This is a genomic window from Halomonas saccharevitans, assembly GCF_032333995.1.
Classification (GTDB): domain Bacteria; phylum Pseudomonadota; class Gammaproteobacteria; order Pseudomonadales; family Halomonadaceae; genus Halomonas; species Halomonas saccharevitans.
In genome coordinates this window covers 261,515-286,799 of sequence record NZ_JAVXUR010000005.1, presented here as the reverse complement: position 1 = coordinate 286,799, position 25,285 = coordinate 261,515, and the positions used below count along the sequence as shown (strand labels likewise).

The window sequence follows — 25,285 nt, the reverse complement described above, 5'->3', positions numbered from 1 at the left end:
AGAGGTGGCGATAGCAGTGAGTCATAGCAACACCGTACCTGATGGGTCACGTGTTGCACTTGGTCATTGAGACCGCCCTTCATATAAAGAAGCTACAGAAAAAAGATTTCCATTATTCATCAAGTAAGGAAAGGTGCCGTCTAGCTTCCTTGACTCATGATGCCATCTCCTTGCTGCTAGTTCCTGGTTATCAGGAAAATAAATTTTCAGCTTACCCAACTCATCTTTCCGTTCTTGGTCCAGCAACCTTGGTGCCTTCCATATATAGTCTGCTGCATCCGAGAACTCCTGATGTGCAGAAACTGCAAGGTCAATATCACTTGCTTTGTTAATTATGCAATCAGCTATTTCCATATCTACTCTACAAATTTGGTTAAATCGGAAATATAACGCCCGGCGCAGCGGACAAGTTGTAGCGACGAAGGAGCGAAAACTTGATCCGCCTGCCGCCGCTTGTTAGCTTAATCACCAATCTTAAGCTCAGCTCTCATCTGGTTGATTATTTCATCTTTGAGACTTTTCGCTCTTTCGCCGAGCACTTTCATTTCTTTGGCAATCGGTGCTTCGAAATCGGGCGCCTCCAATGCCACCTGCATCTCGCCTAGCCACTTGGAGGACATTTCAAGAATCTCTTGGTTGAGCTGCTCAAACTCAGATGTCAGGTGGAAAAGCCTTTCTGAGCCGAGAATTTTGAGCGTTGTAATTTCTTCGGTTGCCTTCCTATGGGATTCCTGAATCTGTTGCGGAAATCGCCCAACCTCATCTTGGAACTTGATAATGGCATCAGGTGAATCCCCAGCCTCCAGCAACTCTTTAAACGCGTTCCGCAAAGTTACTTGTGAGAACTGTTCATAATCGACGCCAACGCACTTTGCTGCCTCTTCGAATTTTCGGAAATACTCAGAATACACTTTTGTCCGAATTTCCAAGATTTTGTCTTCTCGCTCTCTTTTTGCCTTAAGGATGTGCAGCAAGATTGGGACAATCACCGAAGCGAGGACAACGCCTATAGCTGGCACAACGATTTTAGGGTCCAACCAAGCAGCTAATGTCGCTGCTTCTGTGACGTCTACAGCCACGACCACCTCCTAAAGCTAACGCCTGCAGCATGCGCGCCCACGGAATGGAGCCGAAGGCGCAATGTAGTGGGCGTCGCCGTGCCTGCATTTGTTAAATCACTGACCATCTAAAGTAGATATACCTCGTATCAGTTCACGCATAGAACTTGACACATCTTGCAAATCAGAAAAGTGGCTTATGTCGTCTGGCTTGCTAGTGCATTCAGAGTTTTTGCAGAATTCTTTTGCACGAGCATAAGTTTCTGGATACCTATCCTGATGCTTTTCTAAAAATGCTAAGACTGCGAGTGAATAACCTACCATGTTGCCATGTGTGGTCAGATCTCTGGGGTTTGCAAGAGAATCAGCTTGCCTTTCTATTCTCTTTATTTCACTAAGCTCACTCAGTTGCTCTTGAACACTTTCATGGTAAGTGCTAAACCCTAAAACTAGGGCAACAATGAAAGCTGAGTACGCTGCATGTATCCACTTTGCCCACTTCGAATTATCAGATATAAAGAGACTTAATATTGAAGCGAAAGTCCCAAATATTCCAAACAGCCCCCAAAACCCTAAATCAAGCACTGGTTTTCCTTCTGTAATTTAACGCCCGGCACAGCGGGCCATTTGTAGCGACGCAGGAGCGAAAAATGGCTCCGACTGCTGCCGCTTGTTATGAAAAATCATTATGCGTGAACTGATCGAAAGCTTTCCAGTCAGGGAAATCGATCTTTTTGACGTAAGATAATTCAAGAATCGATTGCCAGGTATCTAACACGCTCTTTGGAGGGAAGATGACCACATTGACTCCCCCGGGATGGAGCGTACTTCCGTAGATTAGAGCATCTATCTTCCTATCCCCCAAAACCTCGAGAACCTGACCTATATACTCGGACACGATTTGGGATGGTACATAATCAATGTGCTGCCTGCCGTCCTTAGCAACTGGGCTTGATATGGACTTTACAAACTCCCTCATGAAAATTAACGCATCTCTTTCCAGTTTGTTTTCAGTATCAAATATTGATGGAGTGTAAGGGATGACAGTTAAGTCTACAGCCAGTAACGGCCTTATAACTTTGAACGACGCTAAGTTCAAGGAGGTTGGAGGAGAGCCAATGACCTCTAATACAGCAGTACGTTGTTGAAAAGCAAAGTATCCGTAACTTATTCCTGGTGGATTCATACGGCCAGCTGACGCAAGATAGGGGGGAGGAGGCCCCAATTCATCGAATTTTGTATAGCAATTATCGGAAACCGTTTCACGAACACGAAACATTTCGCACCCCGGTTCAATCTCTTTTAAAAGATTAAACTTCTCAATATCATGACCTATCAGTGTCAATATACTCTCTGGCGGATAACCATCTTCGTCTACTTCATCGAGACTCCTAGAGTTAGTAAAGAAATAGCGAGTTTTGTGCTTAGTTTTTTCGGCGAATGCTGTCCATGCGTATTTTCGACGTTGGTGCTCCTGAGTCCCTAGCCAGTGCCCATTCGCACAAGGAAACCAAGCATCGTTGTAGAACGAATTACATATATCTTCAAATAATTCGTCGTTGCACTCCCATCCAAATGAAAGCATTGCATCTTCAGTGTGTGTTATTAACTCTTCACCAACCCATTCACCAGAGTCTCTAGGTAATCCTGCGCCAGCTGGCTCAGCATAGTGCTGAAAGAACGCACTAGCGACATAATCCATTATCTCTTCCACTGGAGCTGCTATCGGGCTGTCAGAGATTTCCTGGCAATAAGAGCACTCATTCTCAATTGCACTTTTCTCAACAATGCCTGCAAGAAAATCGTCTGCCACGCACTCTGCGCAAACAAAGGTCTCTGGCGCCGTCCAACCACGCTCCTGCGCCTCTATCCATTCGTGTTTGGCTCGTCCCATAAATTTCTCGCGTTCTGGCCCGCCTACTAACTCAAAAATTCGACTAGTCTGATCATTTCATAACAGTGATTATACCGCGTGCTCGTATATCGACTTGAACGAGCTGACACTTTCACAATATTATCGATCGCGCCATTTTCCGTATAACCCATTGATAGCAAACCCCCTAAGAATAGCTCGGCTACCTATGCAGGATTCGCGCGCTTGCGCGTTTTGCCAGACCCAATAATACTGTATGTACATCCATATTTTAGGCCGCAACGTATGGACGCGCACAACAGACCACCCAAGCTGATGGATCGAGTGAAGGCCACCATGCGGGTCAAGCGCTACAGCCCGCGTACCGAGAAGACCTACTGCTACTGGATACGCTACTTCATTCGTTTCCATGGCGTGCGTCATCCTGCCAGCATGGGCGCTCCTGAAGTGAAGGCGTTCCTGGAGCATCTCGCGGTAGACCGCTATGTGGCGGCGGCCACGCAGAACCAGGCGCTGAATGCCCTTGTGTTCCTCTATCGCCATATCCTCGAGCAGCCGCTGGGGGAAATCGGTGAATTTTCTCGCGCCAGGCGGCCGCGGCGCCTTCCCGTGGTCTTATCTCACGAGGAAGTGATGCGCGTGCTTGGCAAGCTGGCTGGCCACATGCACCTGATGGGGACCTTGATGTACGGCTCAGGTCTGCGACTCATAGAAACCTGCCGCCTGCGCGTTCGGGACATTGAAATCCAAGGCCAGATCATCACGGTACGGGCTGGCAAGGGTGACAAGGACAGAACGACGCTGCTTCCTGCCAGCTGTATCCCTGCCCTACAGCATCAAATTGCCACAGCCGAGAAGCAGCTTGTCCATCGCCAGCAACATGGCAACGTGCCGGTGACCTTGCCTCATGCGCTCGATCGCAAGTATCCCAACGCAGGAGTCTCACTGGCCTGGCAATGGCTATTTCCGGCCAGTCGCCCCTGCTTCGATAACGACGGCAAGATCGTGCTTCATCATATTCACCCCTCGGCGGTACAACGAGCCGTCAGAAATGCCATGAGAGCCGCCTCGTTGCCGAAGCCGGGCTCCTGCCACACGCTACGCCACAGTTTTGCTACCCAGTTGCTGAGCCAGGGCACAGATATCCGCACGGTGCAGGAGCTGTTGGGGCACAAGAGTGTCGAAACCACGCAGATCTATACGCACGTGCTGGGCAACGCCTTTGCCGGCGTGCGCAGTCCTCTGGGGTAATGATGTTTGATGCAGTGCCCCCAGCCACGCTACCGCCACTACCCGGCAAGCCGTGATGGCCTCCTGCCATCCCTGCGGTAGTCCCTGCGTTCCGGCGATGTCGATAGGCCGCCCGGCTATCTAAGCGACCTTAACCCGCCAGCGTATGCGAGATTACTGATAGAAACCACACGTCGATTGGTCGCAGACGTCACTCGCCCGCGCATAAAAACGCCCCTAGCCGGAACAGCACCGAGGCTTACGCCAGGGCCGCCAAGCCGCCCTGCCCTGGCGTCGCCCCCTCAGTCGTGCCCGTCGTGCCCGGAGGCCGGCTCGGCCCGCTCCGGCTCGGCCTCGTCATCGATATCCTCGCCGATAAAGCCGCCGGACTGGCGCCGCCACAGGGCGGCATAGAGGCCGTCCCTGGCCAGCAGTTCCCCGTGGGTGCCGCTCTCGACGATCTGTCCCTCATCGATCACCACCAGGCGGTCGAGCATGGCGATGGTCGAAAGCCGGTGGGCGATGGCGATCACCGTCTTGCCCTCCATCAGCGTATAGAGCTGCTCCTGAATCGCCGCCTCCACCTCGGAGTCCAGCGCCGAGGTGGCTTCATCCAGCACCAGGATGGGGGCGTTCTTGAGCAGCACTCGGGCGATGGCGATGCGCTGACGCTGGCCGCCGGAGAGCTTGACGCCGCGCTCCCCCACCTGGGCATCCAGGCCGCGGCGGCCCTGCAGGTCCACCAGGTCATCGATGAAGGTATCGGCATGGGCGCGACGCACCGCCTCCTGGATCTGCGCTTCGCTGGCCTCGGGGCTGCCGTAGCGGATGTTGTCGCGCACCGAGCGGTGCAGCAGCGAGGTGTCCTGCGTGACCATGCCGATATGCCGACGCAGCGACTCCTGGGTCACCCCGGTGATCTCCTGGCCGTCGATCAGGATGCGCCCGCCCTCCAGGTCGAAGAAGCGCAGCAGCAGGTTGGCCAGGGTCGACTTGCCGGCCCCGGAACGACCGATCAGCCCCACCTTCTCGCCGGGGGCGATGGTCAGGTCGAGGCCATCGAAGACCCGCCGGCCCTGGCCGTCGGGGCGCTCATAGCCGAAGCGCAGCGCCTCGAAGCGTATCTCGCCGCGCGGTACCGTCAGCGTCCTGGCATCGGGCGCATCCTGGACCGCCGGCTCCTGGGCGATGGTATTGAGGCCATCCTGCACGGTGCCGATGTTCTCGAACAGGCTCGCCACCTCCCAGAGAATCCAGTCGGACATGAAGCGGATGCGCATCACCAGGGCGATCGCCACGGCGATGATCCCCAGCGACACCGCTTCCAGGTACCAGGCGCCGATGGCCATGGCGGCCACGCCGGCCAGCAGCAAGGAGTTGAGCAGCGTCAGGCTGACGGTCAGGCCGGTGGCCAGGCGCATCTGCCGATAGACGGTCCCCATGAACCCCTCCATGGCATCCCGAGCGTATTCCTGTTCGCGACGGGTATCGGCGAACAGCTTGATGGTCTGGATATTGCTGTAGCTGTCGACGATACGCCCGGTCATCACCGCCCGGGCATCGGCCTGCGCCATGGAGACCGCCCGCAGGCGCGGCACGAAGACCCACATGATGGCGATATAGCCGGCGAGCCACACCACCAGCGGCAGCATCAGCCAGGGCTCGGCGCGGCCCATCAGCAGCATGGCGCCGGTGAAGTAGACGAGCACATAGACCATCAGGTCCATCAGCTTCATCACCGTCTCGCGGATCGCCAGGGCCGTCTGCATCACCTTCTGGGAGACCCGCCCAGCGAACTCGTCCTGATAGAAGGCCAGGCTCTGGCCGAGCATATGGCGATGCGCCAGCCAGCGACCGATCATCGGGTAGTTGCCGAAGATGCCTTGCTGGGTCACCAGCGACTGCAGCAGGGTCAGCAGCGGCAGGCCGATCACCACCAGCGCCGCCATCCCCGCCAGGCGCCAGCCATGCTCGGCGAAGAAGCCCTCACGCTCGGCGCCGGAGAGCCAGTCCACCAGTTCGCCCATGGTGTGGAAGAAGAACACCTCCGCCGCCGAGACCAGCGCCGTCAGCATCGACATCACGACCAGCAGCGGCAGCACCGGCCGCGAGAAGTGCAGGATGAAGGCGAACAACCCCCTGGGTGGCGTGCCGCGATTGTCCTCCGGGTAGGGATTCACCAGCGTCTCGAAATAGCGAAAGAGGGCGCGATACATGGCAGCAGTCCGGTTGCAGGGAGTGAGCTCGACGTTCTCGAGCCTCGTGGAGGATAGCCAAGCGAGGGCCCGGCCGGCACCTGGGGATGCAAGACGCCCCTTCGCGGAACTGCCGGGCGATGGGGCATTTCCGGCCGGCGCCGCCTACTGCAGCTGGAACTCCACCGGCTGCAGCGGCTCGGGCGCCGGGTCGCCCAGCGCCTCGGCCACGCTGATCTCGTGCACGCGGCAGATGGCGTCAAGCGGCAGGTCGTTGGTGTGGCGGCCGAAGGGAAATTCCAGCTGCTCCGAGAGGCGATCGAGCCCGAAGAAGGAATCGAGTAATTGGGGAGAGACCCTGATTTTTGTTAGCCCTTAAGGCTCAAGGAGCGAGCTGCCGTGCCGATGACGCTTACTACATCCACTTGGCTTATCAGGGAACGATACATGAAAGGACTTACCAGAGCTCTCGTCTTCGGCACCGCTGCCTTGCTGTCCACCAGCGCTATCGCGTTCGGTGAGAAAGGACAGTGGTCGAGTGGCTGGGGACAAGGCACAACCGAGTACGCCGCGGTCAACCAGCGTGGCGACAGGCTGTACATTGCCTGCAACCCGTACGAGCCGGTCAAGATGACGCTTACCGCAGGCGGCCGCGACTACGGCAGCTATGGTGACGGGGATTTTTCGCTGGTGCTGGATGGCAATGAGATCCAGACCCCCTACGAAACGAACTCCCGCGTGGGCGAGAACAACTTCTTCTACGCTTGGGAGCATCTGCGCAAGTCGCACAGCATTGTGGCCGTCACATCCGATGGCCAGCAGGTAGCGCTGCCCAGTCAGGGATCGTTCAACGTACTGCCCGAGGCTTTCACCCCGGAGTATCCATGCAGGACTTCTCTGCAGATCTAAATGACGAGCGTCCTGCGGGGCGCTTTTTCGTTTCGGCTCGCGTGGCTGAGGCACCGCCCGTGAGGGCCGGGCAGTAGCTCATGAACCACGATCCCTGCGTTTCGACAAAACCGCCGCCGCTCGCCCCGTCTACTGCAGCTCGAATGCCACCGGCTGCAGCGGTTCGGGCGCCGGGTCGCCGAGCGCCTCGGCCACGCTGATCTCGTGGACCCGGCAGATGGCGTCCAGCGGCAGGTCGTTGGTGTGGCGGCCGAAGGGAAATTCCAGCTGCTCCGAGAGGCGATCGAGCCCGAAGAAGGTGTAGGCGACGATGGCGGTGAACACCGGGGTGAACCAGCCGGCGCCCGGCACCAGCCCGAACGGCAGCAGGTAGCAGTAGACGTAGGCGGTGCGATGCGCGAGCAGCGTGTAGGCGAACGGCAGCGGCGTCTGGGCGATGCGCTCGGAGGCGGCCTGGATGCCGGCCATGCCGTGCAGGTGCCGGTCGAGGGCCGCCGCGCCCACCGAGTCGATCTCCCCTGCCCGGCGCGCCTCGGCCACCACGTCGCCGGCCTGCTGGAGCATGAACGCCGCCGGGTTGCGGGTGGCGAGCGCCTGATCGACCAGGGCCGCAGCGAGCGAGGCCGGCAGGTCCACGCGTACGTTCTCCTCGCGGAGCTGACCGCGCAGCAGGTGGGCATGGGCCAGGGCGCGCATCATCAGCTCACGGCGCCGCTCGGGGCTCAGGTAGATGCCGCCGGTCCGCGCCAGGCTGCGCATCTCGAAGACCATGCCCCCCCACTGCTGTCGCGCCTCCCACCAGCGGTTGTAGGTCGCAGTGTTGCGCACGCTCAAGAGGATCGACAGCGCGATCCCCATGAGGGTGAACGGCAGCAGCGTGTATTCGACGATGCCATCCAGATAGTGATGGCGAGAGACCCAGGTGACGGCCGTGGCGAAAAGACCGGCCAGCAGGATATGCGGGAAGATATGGGGCAGCACCGAGCCCTTCCAGGCCAGCATCAGCCTGAGCGCACCGGGGCGATCACGAACGATCACGAGACAACGACTCCGAACGGCGAAAGCGGCGATGGTGTCACAGCGCCCCAACGGAGGAAAGCGAGGCGCCCGCGCCCTGGTTCAGGGGATATCGTTGCTACGGCGATATTCGTAGAGGTTGTTCCATGCCCCGTAGAGATTCACGGACCACTTCGCGCTGAAGCCCAACGTGTTCAACAGACGGTTGGAGCGCGTATTGTCCGGCAGCGTTACCGCCAGCACCGAATCGAGCGCGTGCTCTGCCATGCCCTGCTCGAGCACGGCTTCCGCGGCCTCGAAGGCATAGCCCTGGCCGCAGAATTCGGGCAGAAACGCATAGCCGAGATCGGGGCCCTCCAGCTCGTGTCGTTTCACCAGGCCGCACATGCCAATCGGCGTGCCCTCGCCTTTGAGCTGCACCAGGTTCAGGCCGTAGCCATGGGTTCGGTAGCTCGCCATCGGGCCGTTTTCGAGGTAGCTGACGGCATCCTCGCGGGTGCGCACCTGCTTGTCGGCGATATGGCGAATGAACGATGGGTCGTTCAATAGCCGGACGATAAAGTCGGCATCCTCGCCCTCGAAATGCCGGATGGTCAGTCGCTCGGTGTCGGTGACTTTCACGATAGGAATCCCGGATGAAACGCTTGATGGGGAGATAATGGCGTGCTCGTCGATGGGCGGAGGCGCTTCGCGCCGACGACGCCAACAAAAGCCCCCGAGCCGTAGGATCGACTCGGGGGCTACTCATTTTGCGTTCGTGTTGCGCTGAGCGCTAGGGCGCGACCCAGCTTCCCTCCCGGCGCGCGAGGATCTCGCCGGTCTCGTCATCCAGCGCGAAGAGGTGCAGCCAGTCGTTTCCCACCAGCGACTGCAGGATCTCGTGGCGGGCGACGATGGCCTCGATCGCCTCTGTTGGCGCCGCCAGGTAGACGCTCAGGCGCAGGGGCTCGTGGCGCCAGCGCTCACCGTCGTGCAGCGACTGCATCGGCAGGCCGATGCGCAGGTCGCCGCCGTTGCCCTCGAACACGCCGATATGCCCGCCGACCACGTTGTGCAGCACCTTGTTGCCGCTGCCAAGCTTGCGGTTGTCCGCAACGGAGCTGTTGTACTGCATGTTGATCCAGTGGGCGACGACCATGGGCGCGGTCATGATCAGCTCCAGCCGCGCGAAGTCGGCATCCGTGCGCCAGTCGTAGTCGTGCAGGAAGCTGCGCCCGGCAAGATCGATGGGGGCGGTGACGCTGCGCGGGGCGGCGATGAAGCTGGCGTTGTTGGCAAGGCCCCACTCGGGGCGGGTCTGTGACCAGTCGGCGCCGCGGCGATCGAGAGTCTTCTCGAGCGCCGCGCCGTCGCCCGCCAGACCGAGCCGCGGGGCGCGCTCGCGCCGGGCCTGGGCGCCGGCCTGCTCGAGCCACGAACGCACCTCCTCGCTCAGCGCGAAGGCATCCTCCACGCCCTCCGGCAGTTCGATACGGTCGGTGATGGTGTGGTGCAGCGCCGGCACGAAGCGGGTCGCTTCCGGGATGACGAGGCCGGCCTCGGCCAGCGCCTCGCGCAGCGCGGGGTCGTTGAGCAGTCGCGCCAGGGCGCGCACCGAGACCTCGCCCGACTGGCCACCGCAGGCGCCGCACTCGAGCCCCGCCGCGTGCGGGTTGTTGCTGCTGTGGCTGGTGTGGCCCACCAGCAGTACCCGGGGCGCCAGATGCTCGGTGAGCCCCATGGCGCCCAGCACGGTGCGGGCAAGCGTCGCCTTGTCCGCCAGGCTCAGCGTCTCGCCGCTGCCCCGCCAGTGCCAGCTGAGCGCATCCATGGCGAGCGGCGCGCGCGTGGCCGTGGGGGCCAGGGAGCGACGCAGCAGCTTACCGGCGTACATCAGCCCTCCGGCCTCCACGGCGCTGAAGGTGGCGCTGGCCGCCCGGCTCCACTCCTGTAGGCGCGCCTGCCAGTTGCGCCGCGCGGCGCCGCATTGCTCGCCCTCGGCAGGGCCGCTCTTGAGCGTCACCTGCGGGGCCAGCAGGCCCGGCAGATGAGGCTGGGCCTGCGCCGAACCGGCCGGATGATGCTCCAGCGGCAGGCCGAAGAAGCCGGCGAAGCCCAGAGTCTGGATCGCCGGGCTCTGCCGCTCCAGGGCCCGACGCAGCGGCTCGGAGCGCACGTCGATGCAGAACACCGCCTGGAGCGCCGGAGGTGTGGCGGTCGGCGCCGGCGTGCGGATCGACTCGCTCAGCGCCCGCTGCAGCGGCTGCTGATAGGCCAGTTCGCCGGCGAGCTGCCACACCCACAGCGGCTGCTGCGCGCGGCGATGGCGCTCGACCTGCTCCGGCAGCTCCACGAGCTCGCGGTGCCACTGGGTCGTCAGCCGCTCGGCCTGGTCGGGCTGCTCGTGGCGAATATAGCGCCACAGCACCAGCTCCCAGGCCAGGCGGATCGCCAGCAGACTGCGCATCTCGGAGGGGGTCGATGAGGCCTCGGGCTTGGCCAGCGCCTGCTGCCACTCTCGATAGGCGACCCAGGCCGCCCAGCCATTGAGGTCGAGCAGCAGCGCCTGGGCGCAGCCGCCGAGCCGGCCGGCATCGACATCCAGCTCGGCGATGGCGGCCTGGAAGAGGCCCTCCTCGGTGGCCGGCAGGGTCTCGAAGTAGCGCCGCAGCCGCCGCTCGCCCATCAGGATGGCGATGCCGCGATCCTTGAGGGTCATGTCCCGCCAGTGCTGATACAGGCGCTTGTCAATGGGCGCGGTCAGCCGTGCGGCGTTGAGCGGCCCGTCCTCCTGGAAGGTGGCGGCACAGAACTGGCTGATCTGCTGGGTGATCTCGTCGCGCCAGGCCATCTTGTGCTGACGGTCGCGGCGCGCATCCACCAGGTCGCTGATGTTGTGCCAGTGGGGCAGCCGGGCGAGATCGTCGAGCACCTGGAGCAGGTTCTTGTAGTTCCCCCGATAGTCGAGCCGCGCCGCCGCCCGGGTCAGGTGCGCATCGGTGATCTCGCCGCGCTGCCAGGCGCCCAGGTAGTGGCTCGGCGGCATCAGGCAGCGGATGTTGGCCAGCGCCGACAGCCGGGCCGAGACGCGGGCCATGGGCTCATCGCGCATCGCCCAGAAGGGGCTCACCGCGATCTGCCGATCCAGCGGCCAGGTCGGGGCCACGCTGGCGCAGGCCTGATCCAGCGCCTGCTCGTGCGCCATCGTCAGCGGCGGGTGCTCGTCCATCGTCACCACCTGGGGCGCCCAGGCCACCCGGGTGTTTTCGTGAATCGTCATAGTGAACCCTCGCGAGAAGTGGTGAGCAGTTGCTTGGCCCGGATGCGATCCGGCAACGGATGCGGCCAGAGTTTCAGGGTGTTCCGGGTGACCCACTCGTCCAGGTAAAACCCGGCGTAGCAGTAGAGGTTCAGCGTCTGCACCCAGCCCAGGTGCAGGCCGTAGCGCTGCAGGCAGTAGCCGGCGAACAGCAGCACGAACAGCAGGCCGGCCCAGAGATCCGCCCACAGCGGCGCAGTGTGCGGGAGCGCCGGCACCAGCGCGGTGAACAGCGATTTGAGGGTGAAGTAGGCGAGCACGATCAGCGCGGCCAGGCCCAGGAAGCGACCTCCGGCATCGGCCGCCACAAGGCTGCGACGCTCGGCCAGCAGCACGGTCAGCGCCAGGGTCAGCAGCACCCAGGGGCTGAGCACGTCGAAGGCCGTCGAGTCGCTGGTGGCGACAACGATGAGGCCCAGGCCCGCCACCATCGCCACGCTGACAAGCCCCGCCGAGAGCCACTGCGAGAGCGTCGGGCGCCGCCCCGGCGCCTGGCGCCGCTGCAGGTCCTCCTGCACCGCCTCGCCCGAGCTCAAAAAGGCGTAGGCCTTGTAGCAGGAGTGCGCCAGCAGGTGCAGCAGCGCCAGCTCGACGAGCCCCAGGGCGATCTCGACCAGCATCAGCCCCATCTGGGCGCTGGTCGACCAGGCCAGGCGCACCTTGATGCTGATGCGCGTCGTCATGACCAGCGCCGCCAGCACGCTGCTGATGCCGGCCACCACCAGGATCAGCGCCTGGGCGGGCGTGGAGTGCAGCAGCAGCGGGTAGAACAGCAGCAGCAGGTAGCCGCCGAGGTTGATCACCCCGCCGTGCAGCGCCGCCGAGACCGGCGTGGGTGCCTCGACCACCTGGATCAGCCAGCCGTGCAGCGGCAGCTGGGCGCACTTGATCAGCGCCGCCAGGGCGAGCAAGCAGGCCGCCGCCTGTTCAGTGGCGGAGAGCACCACGCCCGGCGTCGCATAGGCGCCGGTGATGACGCTGATCCGGGCGCTGTCGTGATGCAGGTACAGCAGCAGGAAGGCCGCCAGGGCACACAGCTCGGCACCCCGGGCGAAGAGAAACTTCTTATGCGCCGCCAGGGCCGCGCGGGGACGGTCCGGGTAGAACATCAGCAGCTGGTGCATGGCCAGGCCAATGGCGAGCCAGGCGAGCAGGAACACCAGCAGGTGATCGCTCAGCACCGCCGCGCTGACCGCCGCGAACGTGGCCTGGACGAGCGCGACGAAGCGGGGCTGGCGTGGCTCGCCCTGCAGGTAGGTGGCGCTGTAGCGCACCACCACGAAGGCGATGAAGTTGGCGAGCAGCAGCATGATCAGCTGCAGCGGGGCGGTCTGCCAGGCGCCGCTCACCGCCGGCAGCCACTGTGCCGCCGAAAGCGCCAGCAGCAGCGCCGAGAGCAGCAGGCCGCCGGTGGTGGTGGCCTGGGCCGTGCGCCAGGCGCGTTCACCGGGCTGACGGGCGCTCGCCACGGCCCCCAGCGCCAGCACGACGGGCACCAGGGTGAGCAGGATGGTCAGCAACAGCTCGTTCCCATGCATGGGATAACTCCGATAGTCCGTGGAGCGAGCAGTATCGGCCGCCTCGTTTTTTAATAAAAATAGATATAAATTGACGTACTGTTCTACAAAAGAGAACGAAATGAGCCGCCTTAACTATCACCACCTCTACTACTTCTGGCGTGTGGCCAGCGAGGGCAACCTCACCCGGGTCGCCGAGTCGCTGCACCTGTCACAGAGCGCCCTCTCGGCGCAGATCCGCAAGCTGGAGGAGCGGATGGGCAAGCCGCTGTTCGAGCGGCGCAATCGCACCCTGGTGCTGACCGAGGCGGGCCGGCAGGTGTTCAACTACGCCGAGGTGATCTTCACCAAGGGCGAGGAGCTGGAGTCGCTGATCGGCCGCGGCATCGAGCCCGAGTATCAGCGCGTGCGCATCGGCATGCTCGCGACCATGTCGCGAAACTTCATCGAGGGCTTCATCGCGCCCCTGCTCAACGGCAGCGGGCACAAGGTGCACTTCAGCCTGCACACCCAGAGCATGGACGACCTGCTCGACGGCCTGGCCCGACACCAGCTCGATGTGGTGCTCACCAATACGCAGCTGCAGCCCTCCGGCGCGACCCAGGCGGCCTGGCAGAGCCAGCTGCTGGCCCGCCAGCCGCTCTCCATCATCGGGCCGCCCGACTCCAACCCCGGCACGCCCTTTCCCGAGGGCTACGAGGACCTGCGCTGGGTACTGCCGGGCGGGCATCATGAGATTCGCCGCGGCTTCGACGGCCACTGCAGCCTGCACCAGTATCGGCCGGATATACTCGCCGAGGCCGACGACATGGCCATGCTGCGCCTTCTCGCCCGCGACAGCGGCGCGCTGAGCGTGCTGCCGGAAGTGGTGGTCAAGGATGAGCTGCGCCAGGGGCGGCTTACCTCCTTCGAGCGGCTGCCCAACGTCTTCGAGAACTTCTACGCCATCACCCTGCCCCGGGAGTTCATGCCGGCGGTGGTCTCCGAGCTGCTGGCCCGCCCACTGAAGGATCTGGCCTAGAGGGTCTCCCCTGGCGCGGCGCCAACGCAAACGCCCCCGCGCCGGGTCACCGGCACGGGGGCGTTGTCATGACCCGCGACGAACTCAGGCGTTGACGGCGCGCGGCGTGGCGGCTCGGGCCGCCCGCGCGGCGTGCAGCTTCTGGTAGCTCTCGATCAGGCGCTGGTGCTTCTCCAGGCCCTCGAGCTGCATGCCGACCGGCTCCAGGCCGTGGAAGCGCACGCTGCCCTCCACCGAGCCGACCACGGCGGCCATGGTTGCCTCGCCGAACATGCGCGTGAAGTTGTAGCGGTAGTCGTCGAGCTCGAGCTCATCGTCGAGGGTGATCTCCAGCACCGCGTGCATGGCCTGGTAGAAGAGCCCGCGCTCGACGGTGTTGTCGTTGAACTGCTGGAACATCTCGACCCGCTCCAGCGCCTCCTCGTGCTGGCCGAGCGCCAGGTTGATCAGCAGCTTGAGCTCGAGGATGGTCAGCTGGCCCCACACGGTGTTCTCGTCGAACTCGATGCCGATCAGGGTGATGATGTCTTCCTGGTCATCGATCTGGCTCTCCTCCAGGCGCTCCAGCAGCGCGGCCAGCCGCGCGTCGTCGAGGGCGTGGAGGTTGAGGATGTCCTCGCGGAACAGCAGCGCCTTGTTGGTGTTGTCCCAGACCAGGTCCTCCACCGGGTAGACCTCCGAGTAGCCCGGCACCAGGATGCGGCAGACCGGCGCGCCCAGGTCCTCGTGCACGGCCATGTAGGCCTCCAGCTCGAGCTCCTCGAGGATGCCGAACAGCCCCGCGGCCTCCTCGGCGTTGCTGCCGGAGAAGTCCCACTCGACGAACTCGACGTCGGCATTCGAGCTGAAGAAGCGCCAGGAGACCACGCCGGAGGAGTCGATGAAGTGCTCGACGTAGTTGTTGGGCTCGGCCACCGCCAGGGAGTTGAAGGTCGGCGGCATGAAGTCGTTGAGGCCCTCGAAGCTGCGCCCCTGCAAGAGCTCGGTGAGGCTTCGCTCCAGTGCCACGTGAAAGCTCGGATGCGCCCCGAAGGAGGCGAACACGCCGCCGGTCTTGGGGTTCATCAGCGCCACGCACATCACCGGGAACTGGCCGCCCAGCGAGGCATCCTTGACCAGCACCGGAAAGCCCTGGGCCTCCAGCGCCTCGACGCCCTCGAGGATGTCGGGGTAGCGCTTAAGCACTGCCATCGGCACGTCCGGCAGGGTGATCTCCTCCTCGATGATCTGCTTTTTCACCGCGCGCTCGAAGATCTCGGAGAGGCACTGCACCTGGGCCTCGGCCAGGGTGTTGCCGGCGCTCATGCCGTTGCTGAGGTAGAGATTCTCGATCAGGTTCGAGGGGAAGTAGATCGTCTCGCCGTCGGACTGGCGCACGAAGGGCAGCGAGACGATGCCGCGATCGGCCCGGCCGGAATTGGTGTCGATCAGGTTCGAGCCGCAGAGCTCGCCGTCCGGATCGAAGATCGCTCGGCAGTGATCGTCGAGGATCTCCTCCGGCAGCTCGTCATTCGGCCCCGGCTTGAACCACCGCTCGTTGGGGTAGTGCACGAAGTCGCTGCCGGCGATCTGCTCGCCGAAGAACTGGTCGTTGTAGAAGAAGTTGCAGCTCAACCGCTCGATGAACTCGCCCAGCGCCGAGCACAGCGCGCTCTCCTTGGTGGCGCCCTTGCCGTTGGTGAAGCACATCGGCGAGGCGGCGTCGCGGATGTGCAGCGACCAGACGTGGGGCACGATGTTGCGCCAGGAGGCGATCTCGATCTTCATGCCGAGATCGGCGAGCAGGCCCGAGAGATTGGCGATGGTCTGCTCCAGCGGCAGGTCCTTGCCCTCGATCCAGGTGCCCTCGCCATTCGCCTCGCCGGTGGCCTTGCCCATCAGCAGCGCCTGGGCGTCCTCGTCGATGTTCTCCACCACCTCGATCTGGAACTCGGGGCCGGTCTGCACCACCTTCTTGACCGTGCAGCGGTCGATGGAGCGCAGGATGCCCTGGCGATCCTTGTCGGAGATGTCCTCGGGCAGCTCCACCTGGATCTTGAAGATCTGCTGGTAGCGATTCTCCGGGTCGACGATGTTGTTCTGCGACAGCCGGATGTTCTCGGTGGGGATGTCCCGAGCGTTGCAGTAGACCTTGACGAAGTAGGCCGCGCACATCGCCGAGGAGGCCAGGAAGTAGTCGAAGGGCCCCGGTGCCGAGCCGTCGCCCTTGTAGCGGATGGGCTGGTCGGAGATGACCGTGAAGTCGTCGAACTTGGCCTCCAGGCGGAGGTTGTCGAGATAGTTGACCTTGATTTCCATGGACGAACACCGGGGTTAGATTCTGGGGGCGTAAGCGCAACCCGCCATTATCCAGCTTTAACCGCCTCTCGTCTCGACCCCGGCCGAAAATCCCTGTGTCGCGCTAGGCCCATCCGGCTTCACTCCCCCTCGTCGAGGACACGGCGCCTCGAGCACGCAGTCGCGGGGGCGAATCAGCCCCGAGAGGAAGAAGGTCGTGGCTTCCTCGGGGGGGAGCGGCCGCGTAGACGCGCACGCTGACGCTGCTCAGCGAGCGTGCTTCGTGAGCGCCTCCTAATTGTCGCCGATGGCGGCGGGTCGTTGGGGCCGTATGCGTCAAGACAGGGCCATATGCTCCGAGGAGAGGCCATGGTCCTCCGCTTGCAGGACCTCGATTGCCGGGAGCCGCCTCGTGTCAGGTCTCGCCGGCGGTGATACCAAGCCGGGGTCATTCCAGAGTGACCGGGGAGACGAAGCCCGGCGGCTTCAGCGCCAGCACCGAGCACTGCAGCTGATAGAGCATCGCCTCGGCCGTGTTGCCGATGATGAAGCCGGGAATTCCGGTTCGCGCCACTGTTCCCATCACCACCAGGTCTGCCTCGAGCTTGCCGACCAGCAGCGGAATCTGCTTGCGTGCCGGGCCCATGGGCAGATGGATCCGCGGAGAGAGATAATCATAGGCCTCGTCGCCTATGCGCTCGCGAAGTCGAAACGTCAACCTCTCCATGCCGAGCTTGTGGCGGGCCTGTTCACCCTCGATGAGGTGGCGCTCCGTCGTCTCGGGGTCGCTGGTCCAGAGACCCACGAAACCGGCTTCCGGCGTATCCCAGGCATGCACGAGATGAAGTTCGGCGAAGTCGGAGAGCGCCAGGGAGCTTGAGATATCCAAAATGTTGTCGTTGAGCACCTCTTCACCAGACACGGTGCGGTGCACGTCGACATCGAAGGCCGCGACGATGCGTCGATAGTTGGGCTTCTCCTCCGGTTTCATCAACCAGACCGGACAGGGACACTTGCGCATCAAGTGCATGTCGTCGCTGCCGAACAGCAGCCGACTCCACTCCGGGTTCTCCGCCGTCTTGATCACGAGATCATGGTCCTCCCGCAGCACGGCCCGGATGACCTCAATGAAGGTGATCCCGGTCAGCACCTCGATCCGGTAGGCAATACGGTCGGCATGAGGGGCGATCAGCGACTCGATCCATGTTCGCCGCTCGGCCATCACCGCGTCCCTGAACGCATCGGCCGATGGCCCTCGAGGCGCCAGCGACAGATCCAGCGTCTCCTCGGGCAAGACATCGATGAGGGTCAGCAACGCCTGGTTGCTTTCTGCCAGGGTGGCCGCCCTGGCGAGTCCCCCATCCTGGGCCACCGAGGGCTCTACGACATACAGGATGTTCCGAAAGCGTTTCATGCGTTATCCCCTTCTCGAGGTTCGACTTCTCGAGGGTCGACTTCTCGAGGTTCGATCGACGGAGCAGAAGCCATCACCCGGATGGCGGCTTCCTTGGCGGCATCTTCGTAAGGCACCAGCACCAGATCCACGCCCTCCTCCTCGAAGCGTTGTACATCCCGAGAGTCACGGACGGCAATCGCGACCTGTCCCACGAACTTTTGCTGGCGCAGGCCATGCAGCAGCATCCGGTTGACGGCGGGGTCGCGGAGGGTGCTGACGACCCAGCGCGCCTGGCGCAGCGGCAGGGTGGCCAGAAACTCCGGATCTTCTGCATCCCCATAGCACACCCGGTATCGGTTGAGGGCATGCTGTTGAACGGTCGTGGGATCGAAATCCACCGCCAACAGGCGACAGCCGCGCTTCCTGAGGTCCGCCGCGAGGGCCGCACCATAGCGCCCCAGCCCGATCAGCAGGACGTCCACTTCATTGTTGGCATCCTCCCAGTCATCGAGTTCCCGGTGAGGCACCCGACGCTCGAAAATCGAGAGGCGAGGCGCCAGACGTTCATAGAGCGCATGCGAGTAGAGGATCATGTAGGTCGAGACGCTGATGGTGATCAGTCCGACGAGGGTGATCAGCCCGACCGTCTCCTCCTGCAGGTGTCCCAGGGCCAGGCCCATCGCCGCCAGGATCAGGGAGAACTCGCTGATCTGGGCCACTGTCAGACCGGCGAGAAAGCCGGTGCGCTTGCGATAGCCCATGTAGCCCATGATGGCCATGACGATCAGCGGGTTGCCGACCAGAACGAAGAGCGACAGGATCGCCGAGGCGCCGAGCTGTGCGCCCAGCATGCCGAGGTCCAGAGTTGCACCGAGCTCGATGAAGAAGAACAGCAGCAGGAAATCGCGCAGGCTCACCAGGCGCGAGGCCACCTGCTCGCGGTAAGGAGTGGAGGCGATGGACACTCCGGCGAGGAAGGCGCCGACCTCCTTGCTGAAGCCGAGGGCTTCGCCGCCCACGGCACCGACGACCGCCCAGGCGATGGCGAACAGCATCAGCAGCTCCGAGGAGTGGGCCAGCCGGTGCAGCAGCCACGGCAGGACGTAGCGCATCAGCAGGGCCAGCCCCACCAGCATGGCGCCTCCCGTCAACAGCACCCGCAGGGCCTCCCAGGCCATGTTGACGTTGCCGTCGGCCTGCCCGTAGGCGGTCAGGCCAATCATCACCAGCACCACCACGATGTCCTGCACGATCAGAAATCCGACCGCGATGCGACCGTGCAGGGAGTCCACCTCCCGCTTGTCGGACAGCAGCTTGACGATGATGATGGTGCTGGAGAAGGTCAGGGCCACGGCCACGTAGAGGGCCGTCACCGGCGACATGCCGAGCCAGAGCGCGATGAGATACCCCACCGCCGAGGTGAAGACCACCTGACCCAGACCGGAGGCCAGCGCCACCGGCCCCACGGTGCGAATGACGTGCAGGTCGAGCTTAAGCCCCACCACGAACAGCAGCAGGGCGATGCCCAGCCTGGCGAACAGCTCGATTTCGGTGCGCTGCTCCACCAGGCTCAATCCCGAAGGCCCGAGCAGGATGCCCACGCCGATGAAGGCGACGATCAGCGGCTGGCGCAGCCATTGCGCCAATGCTCCCCCCACGACGGTAAGACCGAGGATCATCCCGATCTGGGCAAATACGCTCTCGAGCATCGCGATCCCTCCGGCGTTGATCACCCCACGTGTTGATGCTGCTGTTCTTGGCGCGACGCGTCGGTCGGCACTCGAGTTTAGAATCTAGCGCGTCGCGGACGATCTGACCCGTTGAGAGAGGTGGTGGCGTCACGATGATGCCGCTTCGGCTACCCAAGGATCGGGGCGCCGTAGGGCTTTACGTCGCGCCGCTTATACGGCCGGCGCCCCGAGATCGCGCTGCATGATGGTGACCGCCTCGCCGCGGTAGTGGCGCTTCTAGAAAGAGTCGAACGTGATCGAGTGACGGGCGCGTGAGGCCACCAGTATTCCCGCCCGTGGTGTCGTTCGCCAGGGAGGCGGCGCTACCTCCCCAGGGCGCCGGGGCTCGGCTAGACTCGAGGCTTTGCCCATCAAGGACGATGCCATGCCCGCCGCCCTCGAACAGCGCGCCATCAAGCTCTCCATTGCCATGACGCTGGTCGTCGCCGGCCTCGGGGTGGCCTTCGGGCTGCTCGCCGGCTCGCGCTCGATCCTCTTCGACGGCGTCTTCTCGACCATCGACGCGGCCATGTCGACCCTGGCACTGGTGGTCACACGGCTGATCGCTCGGGAGGTCAGCCAGCGCTTCCAGCACGGTTACTGGCACCTGGAGCCGCTGGTGGCGGCGCTCAACGGCGCCATCCTGCTGCTGCTGTGCTTCTATGCCTTCCTGAATGCCGTGCAGGGGCTGATGGCCGGCGGCCATGAGCTGGCCTTCGGCGTGGCCATCGTCTATGCCGCGGTGGTCACTCTGGTATGCACGGCGATGACGCTGCACCAGCGCCGGATCAACCGCGGCGTGGGCTCGGAGTTCGTGCGCATCGACATGCACGGCTGGCTGATGGCGGCACTGATCACAGGCGCCCTGCTGGTGGCCTTCTTGATCGCGCTGATCCTCGAGCGCAGCGCCTACGCGCACCTTACGCCCTATGTAGATTCGCTGCTGCTGGCGATGCTCACCCTGGGCTTTCTGCCGGTGCCCATCGGCATCGTGCGTCGTGCCATGAAGGAGGTGCTCTTGATTGCGCCGAGCGCCATCGACCGGGAGGTGCACGCCGCGATGGCCCCGGTGATGCGCCGTGAGGGGCTGCTGGACTACAACAGCCACGTCGCCAAGGCTGGCCGCGGGCACTTCATCGAGATCCATATCGTCACTCGGCCGGACTTCGCCGCCGGGCGCGGCATGGTCGAGCTCGACGAGATCCGCACGGCGATCGCGGCGGGACTGAGCATCCCGCCACAGCGGCGCTGGTTCACCGTCTCGTTCACCGCCGATCCGCGCTGGACCTGAACCGAGCGCCACAACGGGCCAAGGCGTCCGGCGCTTGCACTAGAGGTAGGAGCTTACCGTCAGTGACTGAGGGCCTCGCTTAGCAAGACGCTACGCATCAGGCCCTGTCGGCCTCATCCTGCTCCTTGCTCTCGTACATCAGCGCATCGCCCGCCAGCAGCAGGTCGTCGATGGTCTGATGCTGCTCGGGGTGGAACTCGATGATGCCGGACGAGAACTGGATCTCGTAGCCGCGATCGGCGTCGCGGTTGTGCTCTTCCAATGCCTCGTGCAGCCGGGCGATATAGCCCTCGGCCTCGCGCTGGGAGGCATTGGGCAGGAAGGCGACGAACTCGTCGCCGCCCAGGCGCGCCACGATGTCGGCGCTCCGACAGGTGTTGACCAGGGTGTTGGCGAAGGACACCAGGGCTCGATCGCCCTCCATGTGCCCGTGCTCGTCGTTGATCTCCTTGAACCTGTACAGGTCGATGAAGACCAGCGTGGCCGGCATGCCGTGCCGGCTGCAGAGCTCGAGGCTGTTATGGGCGAGCGTCATGAAGCCGCGGCGGTTGGCCAGGCTGGTCAGCTCGTCCAGGGTGGCGAGCTTGACCATGGCCAGCTCGCGCTCGGCGATGGCCGCCAGATCCTTCAGGGCGTCGATATCTTCCTTCGAGAGCTCGCGGGGCCGACAGTCGATGATGCAGAGGGTGCCCATCTTCTGCTGGTTCATGTCGGTGATGGGACAGCCGGCATAGAAGCCGATATGGGGCGAACCCGCGACCAGCGGATTATCCGCGAAGCGCTCATCCGCCCGCGCATCGGGCACGATGAAGACGCCGTCGCCGTGGATGGCGTGCGCACAGAAGGCGAGATCGCGATCGGTTTCCCGAACGTCCAGCCCCGCCGAGGACTTGAACCACTGACGGTCTTGATCGACCAGGCTGACCAGGGCAATCGGGACGTCGAACAGCCGCCTGGCCAGACGCGTCAAGCGGTCGAACCGCTCCTCGGCAGGCGTATCAAGAATGTCGAGAAAGCGGAGCGCCTCAACGCGCCTCTCGTCGTCCACGGGTTTCCCTGGCCTTTCCACACCGCTCTCCTGTTCGGGCTCGCGCGCGAGCCTGATCGTTACGCCGCGAAGACTGGCACGCCCGCCGGCAACTGACAAGCGCGCGCCTGCTTGACCGGCGCGTGGCCGCGGCTCTCGTCTGGCCCAGCTCGTCTCGAGAACGCGCTCGCTGCGTGGATGACCCGCTAGAGATGCTGCATGGCCTCGGCCACCACCGTCGCCACGCGGTTCGGCATGGCCTTGCGACGATGCGCGGCCAGATAGAGGGTCTCACTGACGGGGTGCGCCAACGGATGAACCCCGACCCGTGAGGGGTGCTCGAAGGCCTCGACCGCGTGAGCCGGCAGCACGGTGAAGCCCAGGCCGAGGCTCACGGGCTCGAGAATCAGGTTGATCTGATTGGAGAACCCCGCCTTGTCGAGCTGCTGAGTATGCTCGAACTCGGCATAGTTGGCGCCCAGCAGCAGGCCGGCGTGATGCGCGCCGTCGGGATGGTCGATGAAGCCGAGCCGACTCAGCGTCTCCCAGTCGGGCCGGGCGACCGCGGCGGGCGTCACCAGCAGCAGCGGCTCCCTGGCCACCGGCTTGGTGCTGACGTCAGCAAGCGATGAGCGGGCCGTCATGAAGCCGACATCGACGTCACCGGCGGCCACGGCACGTTCCACGTCGGCATTGGGGGCGAAACGGTAGTCGATCACCAGCGCGGGGTGGCGGCGCTGCAGGGCCAGCAGGCGGCGGTAAAGCTTGAGGCCTACGCTACCGGGGGACATCAGCCGCACGATGCCCTGGCAGGCCGGGTCGGCCGCGACCCGCTGCTCGAGGTTCGCAAGCGACAGCACGAGCTGGCGGCCCTCCCGATACAGGCGTTCCCCGGCGTCGGTGAGCGTGAACTGCTTGCCCTGCCGAACCAGCAGCGCGCACCCCAGCTGCTCCTCCAGCTTGCGTACCTGCTGGCTGACGCCGGACTGTGTCATGTGCAACCGCTCGGCGGTGCGGGTGAAGTGCCCCACTTCCACCAGGGTGCAGAAACTCTGCAGCCAGTTCGGGTTGATCATTACGATCCGGACTCATGAAAATGATAAATGATAATTTTAAGTGATCATTCGTGCTTCGTACACTGGCCCCGTCATCCACGCGAAAGGAACGATCATGCACAACGCTTACCCGAGAAACTTCTCACATATCGGCATCTCAGTGCCGGATCTGGACAGGGCGGTGGAGTTCTACACCGAGGTGATGGGGTGGTATCTGATCATGGCCCCCTCGGAAGTCGTCGAGGACGACAGCGCCATCGGCGAGATGTGCACCGACGTGTTCGGCAGCGGCTGGGACCGCTTCCGGATAGCCCACGTGTCGACCGGTGACCGGATCGGCATCGAGCTGTTCGAGTTCAAGAACGCGCAGAATCCGGAGAACAACTTCGAGTACTGGAAGACGGGCGTCTTCCACTTCTGCGTGCAGGACCCCGACGTCGAGGGGCTTGCCGAGCGCATCGTCGCCGCCGGCGGCAGAAAGCGCATGGAGAAGCCGCGCTACTACTACCCGGGCGAGAAGCCCTACCGCATGATCTACATGGAAGATCCCTTCGGGAACATCCTCGAGATCTACAGCCACAGCTATGAGCTGACCTACAGCGAAGGCGCCTACTGACCCGCGACGCCCGGCGTCGAGCAATGCTTCCCATCATGCACGAGGCCCGAGCTGGATCCCCGGCTCGGGCCTCGCGTCGATGGCGCAGAGGTCAACCTGCTGCGCTGCGCATCGCCTCGATGAGCCGCTCGAAGCGCAGCGGCTCGACGAAGCCCGGTGCGCTGAAGGGGTTGGAAAAGGCCACGATGAAGTAGAGCACCAGCCCGGTGTAGACGCCGAACAGCAGCAGCAGGGTCAGGTTCACCGGGGTCGGCGGGAACGGGAAGTAGCCGATGGACATCACCACGATGCCGGCGATCGCCGCGAAGAAGAACAGATCGTTGGTGCCGATCAGGGCCGCGGTCTCGCGGTTGATGCGCAGCTCCGACAGCTCCCGCGCCTGAACCACCATGATGTCGCGTAGGGACTCCTGGCGCAGGGTCTCGGGCACCAGGTCGAGGATGGCCTCGTAGACGCTTTCCCACTCGGCCCAGGCCTGCGCGTCCAGCCGCCCCTCCTGGGCCAGGCCCTGCCATTCGCGCTCCAGAACGATGGCGGTGTAGTCGACGAGATGGGCCTGCATCGACGCGGTGGTCTCATCGTCATAGCGCTGGAGGTCGTAGTAGATGTCGCCGACCAGAGCGGCCTCGCGGGTCATCGCGTGGCGTGCCTCGCTGAAGTTCAGCAGCTCCTGGGCGAATATCAGCGCCAGGATGAGGCTGTGAAGGGCGCCGATGCGAAACAGCACGGAACCGGCCAGGTCCTTGGAGTGCTGGTCGGCGCGAGCCAACATCACCCGGCGGGCCAGCAGATACGGCAGCAGGGCCAGGGCGCTGGCGACCAGCACGATCACGACGATCAGCAGGCCATTGGGCAGATGGGCGAGCAGACTCACGGCGACGAGCTCCCGTTCCCAGCGGCGCCGGCGGCCGCCATCGCGGCATCCCGACAGCTCATGGTTGGCGCCTCATGCCCCCAGGTGATCCTGGCCTCCTCCGACGATGCCTCGAACCGCTCGTTGCGCCCGCGGTAGCCGCCCTGTGGCCGGCGATACATCAGCGAGACGCTGTCACCGCGCTCGGCGATCAGGGTCGGCGGCTCGGTCTCGAAGAAGGTGACGACGACCTCGTTGGTGGGGTTGCCGTCGCAGTGATAGGCCACCGGGCCGCGGTAGGGCACCAGGCGATAGCGGGCCTGGAGCGACGCGATCCGACGCACGTAGGCCTCACGGACGCACTCGCGCCTGTCGTCACTCTTCCAGCACTCGTCGCGCCCCTTGATCCAGCCGCGCTGTTCGGCGACCAGCTGCGGCGGCTGCTCATTCACCGCCACGCGCCGAGCCGCGGCATAGGCGTCGGCGAGGGAGCGATCCAGCGTCGACAGCGCCGGGTCCTGGCAGACCAGCGCCTCGATGCTGCCCGACGCGACCCCATCGCACGCATACGAGGGCCCCGTCTCGCCGATCGACTCGCGGGCGGCGCCTTCGCTTGCCAGCAGGGCCTCTCGGTCGCGCAGGCGCTGATCCACATGGCGACACCAGGCCTCGCTCTCCCGGCTCGGCACAGACGGGTCATCACGGATGTCGAGCCTGAACTCGACCACCGATCGCCACTCTTCGGAGCCGGGATCGGGGCCGTGTCCACGCCCATCGCCCGTCCCCAGCCGCGCCTCGATCTGACTGACCCACGCCGCGGAACAGGGCATCGGCGCCGGATCGGGGGAGGCATCATCGTCGCTGGCCTGGGACTGGGCCGCCGCCGCGAGCAGGAGTATCGCCATCCATCCGAGCATGTCTC

22 protein-coding genes are annotated in these 25,285 nt (G+C 63.5%); 5 read left to right on the top strand and 17 right to left on the bottom strand.

Translation table 11 applies throughout. The features are described 5' to 3' along the window. Positions 1–63: 63 nt before the first annotated feature. The 4 genes from RSO68_RS13915 to RSO68_RS13900 form a co-directional block, all read right to left on the bottom strand. The gene (locus tag RSO68_RS13915; protein WP_315587008.1) at positions 64–354 is read right to left on the bottom strand and encodes a hypothetical protein; all 291 of its coding nucleotides are present in this window, start codon (positions 352–354) and stop codon (positions 64–66) included. A 107-nt stretch (positions 355–461) separates the two neighbouring features. Then, positions 462–1,079, bottom strand: a complete 618-nt coding sequence (locus RSO68_RS13910; RefSeq protein ID WP_315587007.1) for a hypothetical protein — start codon at positions 1,077–1,079, stop codon at positions 462–464. A 96-nt stretch (positions 1,080–1,175) separates the two neighbouring features. Next, entirely contained in the window at positions 1,176–1,643 is a 468-nt protein-coding gene (locus RSO68_RS13905) for a hypothetical protein (RefSeq protein WP_315587006.1), read from the bottom strand. An 88-nt stretch (positions 1,644–1,731) separates the two neighbouring features. Next, positions 1,732–2,952, bottom strand: a complete 1,221-nt coding sequence (locus tag RSO68_RS13900; protein WP_315587005.1) for a HEPN-associated N-terminal domain-containing protein — start codon at positions 2,950–2,952, stop codon at positions 1,732–1,734. 264 nt (positions 2,953–3,216) lie between these two features. On the opposite strand from RSO68_RS13900, the gene RSO68_RS13895 reads away from it, so the two are divergent. Next, on the top strand, positions 3,217–4,182 hold the full coding sequence (locus RSO68_RS13895) for an integron integrase (protein WP_089850818.1): 966 nt from the start codon (positions 3,217–3,219) through the stop codon (positions 4,180–4,182). 281 nt (positions 4,183–4,463) lie between these two features. Here RSO68_RS13895 and RSO68_RS13890 read toward each other — a convergent pair whose 3' ends face one another. Together RSO68_RS13890 and RSO68_RS13885 are read right to left on the bottom strand one after the other, a co-directional pair. Continuing rightward, positions 4,464–6,377, bottom strand: a complete 1,914-nt coding sequence (locus RSO68_RS13890) for an ABC transporter ATP-binding protein (RefSeq protein ID WP_315587004.1) — start codon at positions 6,375–6,377, stop codon at positions 4,464–4,466. Between the two features lie 144 nt (positions 6,378–6,521). Continuing rightward, a complete protein-coding gene (locus RSO68_RS13885; protein WP_315587015.1) occupies positions 6,522–6,719 on the bottom strand; it encodes a bestrophin family ion channel in 198 nt (65 codons plus the stop codon). Between the two features lie 84 nt (positions 6,720–6,803). On the opposite strand from RSO68_RS13885, the gene RSO68_RS13880 reads away from it, so the two are divergent. Further along, positions 6,804–7,265, top strand: a complete 462-nt coding sequence (locus RSO68_RS13880; RefSeq protein ID WP_315587003.1) for a hypothetical protein — start codon at positions 6,804–6,806, stop codon at positions 7,263–7,265. A gap of 129 nt (positions 7,266–7,394) precedes the next feature. On the opposite strand, the gene RSO68_RS13875 is transcribed toward RSO68_RS13880, so the two are convergent. The 4 genes from RSO68_RS13875 to RSO68_RS13860 all read right to left on the bottom strand — a co-directional run bounded on the left by RSO68_RS13875 (position 7,395) and on the right by RSO68_RS13860 (position 13,118). Further along, positions 7,395–8,303 carry a bestrophin family protein gene (locus RSO68_RS13875; protein WP_315587002.1) on the bottom strand — a complete coding sequence of 303 codons (909 nt, stop codon included), beginning with the start codon at positions 8,301–8,303 and terminating at the stop codon, positions 7,395–7,397. An 81-nt stretch (positions 8,304–8,384) separates the two neighbouring features. Next, complete coding sequence (locus RSO68_RS13870) at positions 8,385–8,903, bottom strand: GNAT family N-acetyltransferase (protein ID WP_315587001.1); 519 nt, start codon at positions 8,901–8,903, stop codon at positions 8,385–8,387. A 151-nt stretch (positions 8,904–9,054) separates the two neighbouring features. Beyond that, positions 9,055–11,541, bottom strand: coding sequence for a YbcC family protein (locus RSO68_RS13865; protein ID WP_315586999.1), 2,487 nt, complete (start codon positions 11,539–11,541; stop codon positions 9,055–9,057). Further along, entirely contained in the window at positions 11,538–13,118 is a 1,581-nt protein-coding gene (locus tag RSO68_RS13860) for an NADH-quinone oxidoreductase subunit L (RefSeq protein ID WP_315586998.1), read from the bottom strand. The genes RSO68_RS13865 and RSO68_RS13860 overlap by 4 nt, the downstream gene beginning before the upstream one ends. A 100-nt stretch (positions 13,119–13,218) precedes the next feature. Between RSO68_RS13860 and RSO68_RS13855 the strand changes: the two genes are divergently transcribed. After that, complete coding sequence (locus RSO68_RS13855; protein WP_089850804.1) at positions 13,219–14,118, top strand: LysR family transcriptional regulator; 900 nt, start codon at positions 13,219–13,221, stop codon at positions 14,116–14,118. A gap of 84 nt (positions 14,119–14,202) precedes the next feature. Here the strand turns inward: RSO68_RS13855 and RSO68_RS13850 are convergent, their stop codons facing one another. The 3 genes from RSO68_RS13850 to RSO68_RS13840 form a co-directional block, all read right to left on the bottom strand. Then, entirely contained in the window at positions 14,203–16,416 is a 2,214-nt protein-coding gene (locus RSO68_RS13850; protein ID WP_315586997.1) for an OsmC domain/YcaO domain-containing protein, read from the bottom strand. Between the two features lie 427 nt (positions 16,417–16,843). Continuing rightward, positions 16,844–17,809 carry a universal stress protein gene (locus RSO68_RS13845; RefSeq protein ID WP_315586996.1) on the bottom strand — a complete coding sequence of 322 codons (966 nt, stop codon included), beginning with the start codon at positions 17,807–17,809 and terminating at the stop codon, positions 16,844–16,846. Beyond that, entirely contained in the window at positions 17,806–19,500 is a 1,695-nt protein-coding gene (locus RSO68_RS13840) for a cation:proton antiporter (protein WP_315586995.1), read from the bottom strand. The genes RSO68_RS13845 and RSO68_RS13840 overlap by 4 nt, the downstream gene beginning before the upstream one ends. Positions 19,501–19,906: 406 nt before the next feature. Between RSO68_RS13840 and RSO68_RS13835 the strand changes: the two genes are divergently transcribed. Beyond that, entirely contained in the window at positions 19,907–20,812 is a 906-nt protein-coding gene (locus RSO68_RS13835; protein WP_315586994.1) for a cation diffusion facilitator family transporter, read from the top strand. 97 nt (positions 20,813–20,909) lie between these two features. On the opposite strand, the gene RSO68_RS13830 is transcribed toward RSO68_RS13835, so the two are convergent. Then, positions 20,910–21,860, bottom strand: a complete 951-nt coding sequence (locus RSO68_RS13830; protein WP_315586993.1) for a GGDEF domain-containing protein — start codon at positions 21,858–21,860, stop codon at positions 20,910–20,912. A gap of 185 nt (positions 21,861–22,045) precedes the next feature. Beyond that, positions 22,046–22,915 (bottom strand): LysR family transcriptional regulator, encoded by an 870-nt coding sequence (locus RSO68_RS13825; protein ID WP_315586992.1) that lies wholly within the window; start codon positions 22,913–22,915, stop codon positions 22,046–22,048. Between the two features lie 94 nt (positions 22,916–23,009). Here RSO68_RS13825 and RSO68_RS13820 point away from each other — a divergent pair, with 94 nt between their 5' ends. Further along, positions 23,010–23,510, top strand: a complete 501-nt coding sequence (locus tag RSO68_RS13820) for a lactoylglutathione lyase family protein (RefSeq protein WP_315586991.1) — start codon at positions 23,010–23,012, stop codon at positions 23,508–23,510. Between the two features lie 91 nt (positions 23,511–23,601). On the opposite strand, the gene RSO68_RS13815 is transcribed toward RSO68_RS13820, so the two are convergent. Both RSO68_RS13815 and RSO68_RS13810 read right to left on the bottom strand, forming a co-directional pair. Further along, positions 23,602–24,384 carry a bestrophin-like domain gene (locus RSO68_RS13815; RefSeq protein WP_315586990.1) on the bottom strand — a complete coding sequence of 261 codons (783 nt, stop codon included), beginning with the start codon at positions 24,382–24,384 and terminating at the stop codon, positions 23,602–23,604. Further along, positions 24,381–25,280 carry a lysozyme inhibitor LprI family protein gene (locus RSO68_RS13810; RefSeq protein ID WP_315586989.1) on the bottom strand — a complete coding sequence of 300 codons (900 nt, stop codon included), beginning with the start codon at positions 25,278–25,280 and terminating at the stop codon, positions 24,381–24,383. The genes RSO68_RS13815 and RSO68_RS13810 overlap by 4 nt, the downstream gene beginning before the upstream one ends. Positions 25,281–25,285 lie beyond the last annotated feature (5 nt).

Coding starts and splice junctions, on each gene's coding strand:
- RSO68_RS13915 (WP_315587008.1), bottom strand. CDS start 354: ATGGAAATAGCTGATTGCATAATTAACAAAGCAAGTGATATTGACCTT.
- RSO68_RS13900 (WP_315587005.1), bottom strand. CDS start 2,952: ATGGGACGAGCCAAACACGAATGGATAGAGGCGCAGGAGCGTGGTTGG.
- RSO68_RS13895 (WP_089850818.1), top strand. CDS start 3,217: ATGGACGCGCACAACAGACCACCCAAGCTGATGGATCGAGTGAAGGCC.
- RSO68_RS13890 (WP_315587004.1), bottom strand. CDS start 6,377: ATGTATCGCGCCCTCTTTCGCTATTTCGAGACGCTGGTGAATCCCTAC.
- RSO68_RS13880 (WP_315587003.1), top strand. CDS start 6,804: ATGAAAGGACTTACCAGAGCTCTCGTCTTCGGCACCGCTGCCTTGCTG.
- RSO68_RS13865 (WP_315586999.1), bottom strand. CDS start 11,541: ATGACGATTCACGAAAACACCCGGGTGGCCTGGGCGCCCCAGGTGGTG.
- RSO68_RS13860 (WP_315586998.1), bottom strand. CDS start 13,118: ATGCATGGGAACGAGCTGTTGCTGACCATCCTGCTCACCCTGGTGCCC.
- RSO68_RS13855 (WP_089850804.1), top strand. CDS start 13,219: ATGAGCCGCCTTAACTATCACCACCTCTACTACTTCTGGCGTGTGGCC.
- RSO68_RS13850 (WP_315586997.1), bottom strand. CDS start 16,416: ATGGAAATCAAGGTCAACTATCTCGACAACCTCCGCCTGGAGGCCAAG.
- RSO68_RS13845 (WP_315586996.1), bottom strand. CDS start 17,809: ATGAAACGCTTTCGGAACATCCTGTATGTCGTAGAGCCCTCGGTGGCC.
- RSO68_RS13840 (WP_315586995.1), bottom strand. CDS start 19,500: ATGCTCGAGAGCGTATTTGCCCAGATCGGGATGATCCTCGGTCTTACC.
- RSO68_RS13835 (WP_315586994.1), top strand. CDS start 19,907: ATGCCCGCCGCCCTCGAACAGCGCGCCATCAAGCTCTCCATTGCCATG.
- RSO68_RS13825 (WP_315586992.1), bottom strand. CDS start 22,915: ATGATCAACCCGAACTGGCTGCAGAGTTTCTGCACCCTGGTGGAAGTG.
- RSO68_RS13820 (WP_315586991.1), top strand. CDS start 23,010: ATGCACAACGCTTACCCGAGAAACTTCTCACATATCGGCATCTCAGTG.
- RSO68_RS13810 (WP_315586989.1), bottom strand. CDS start 25,280: ATGCTCGGATGGATGGCGATACTCCTGCTCGCGGCGGCGGCCCAGTCC.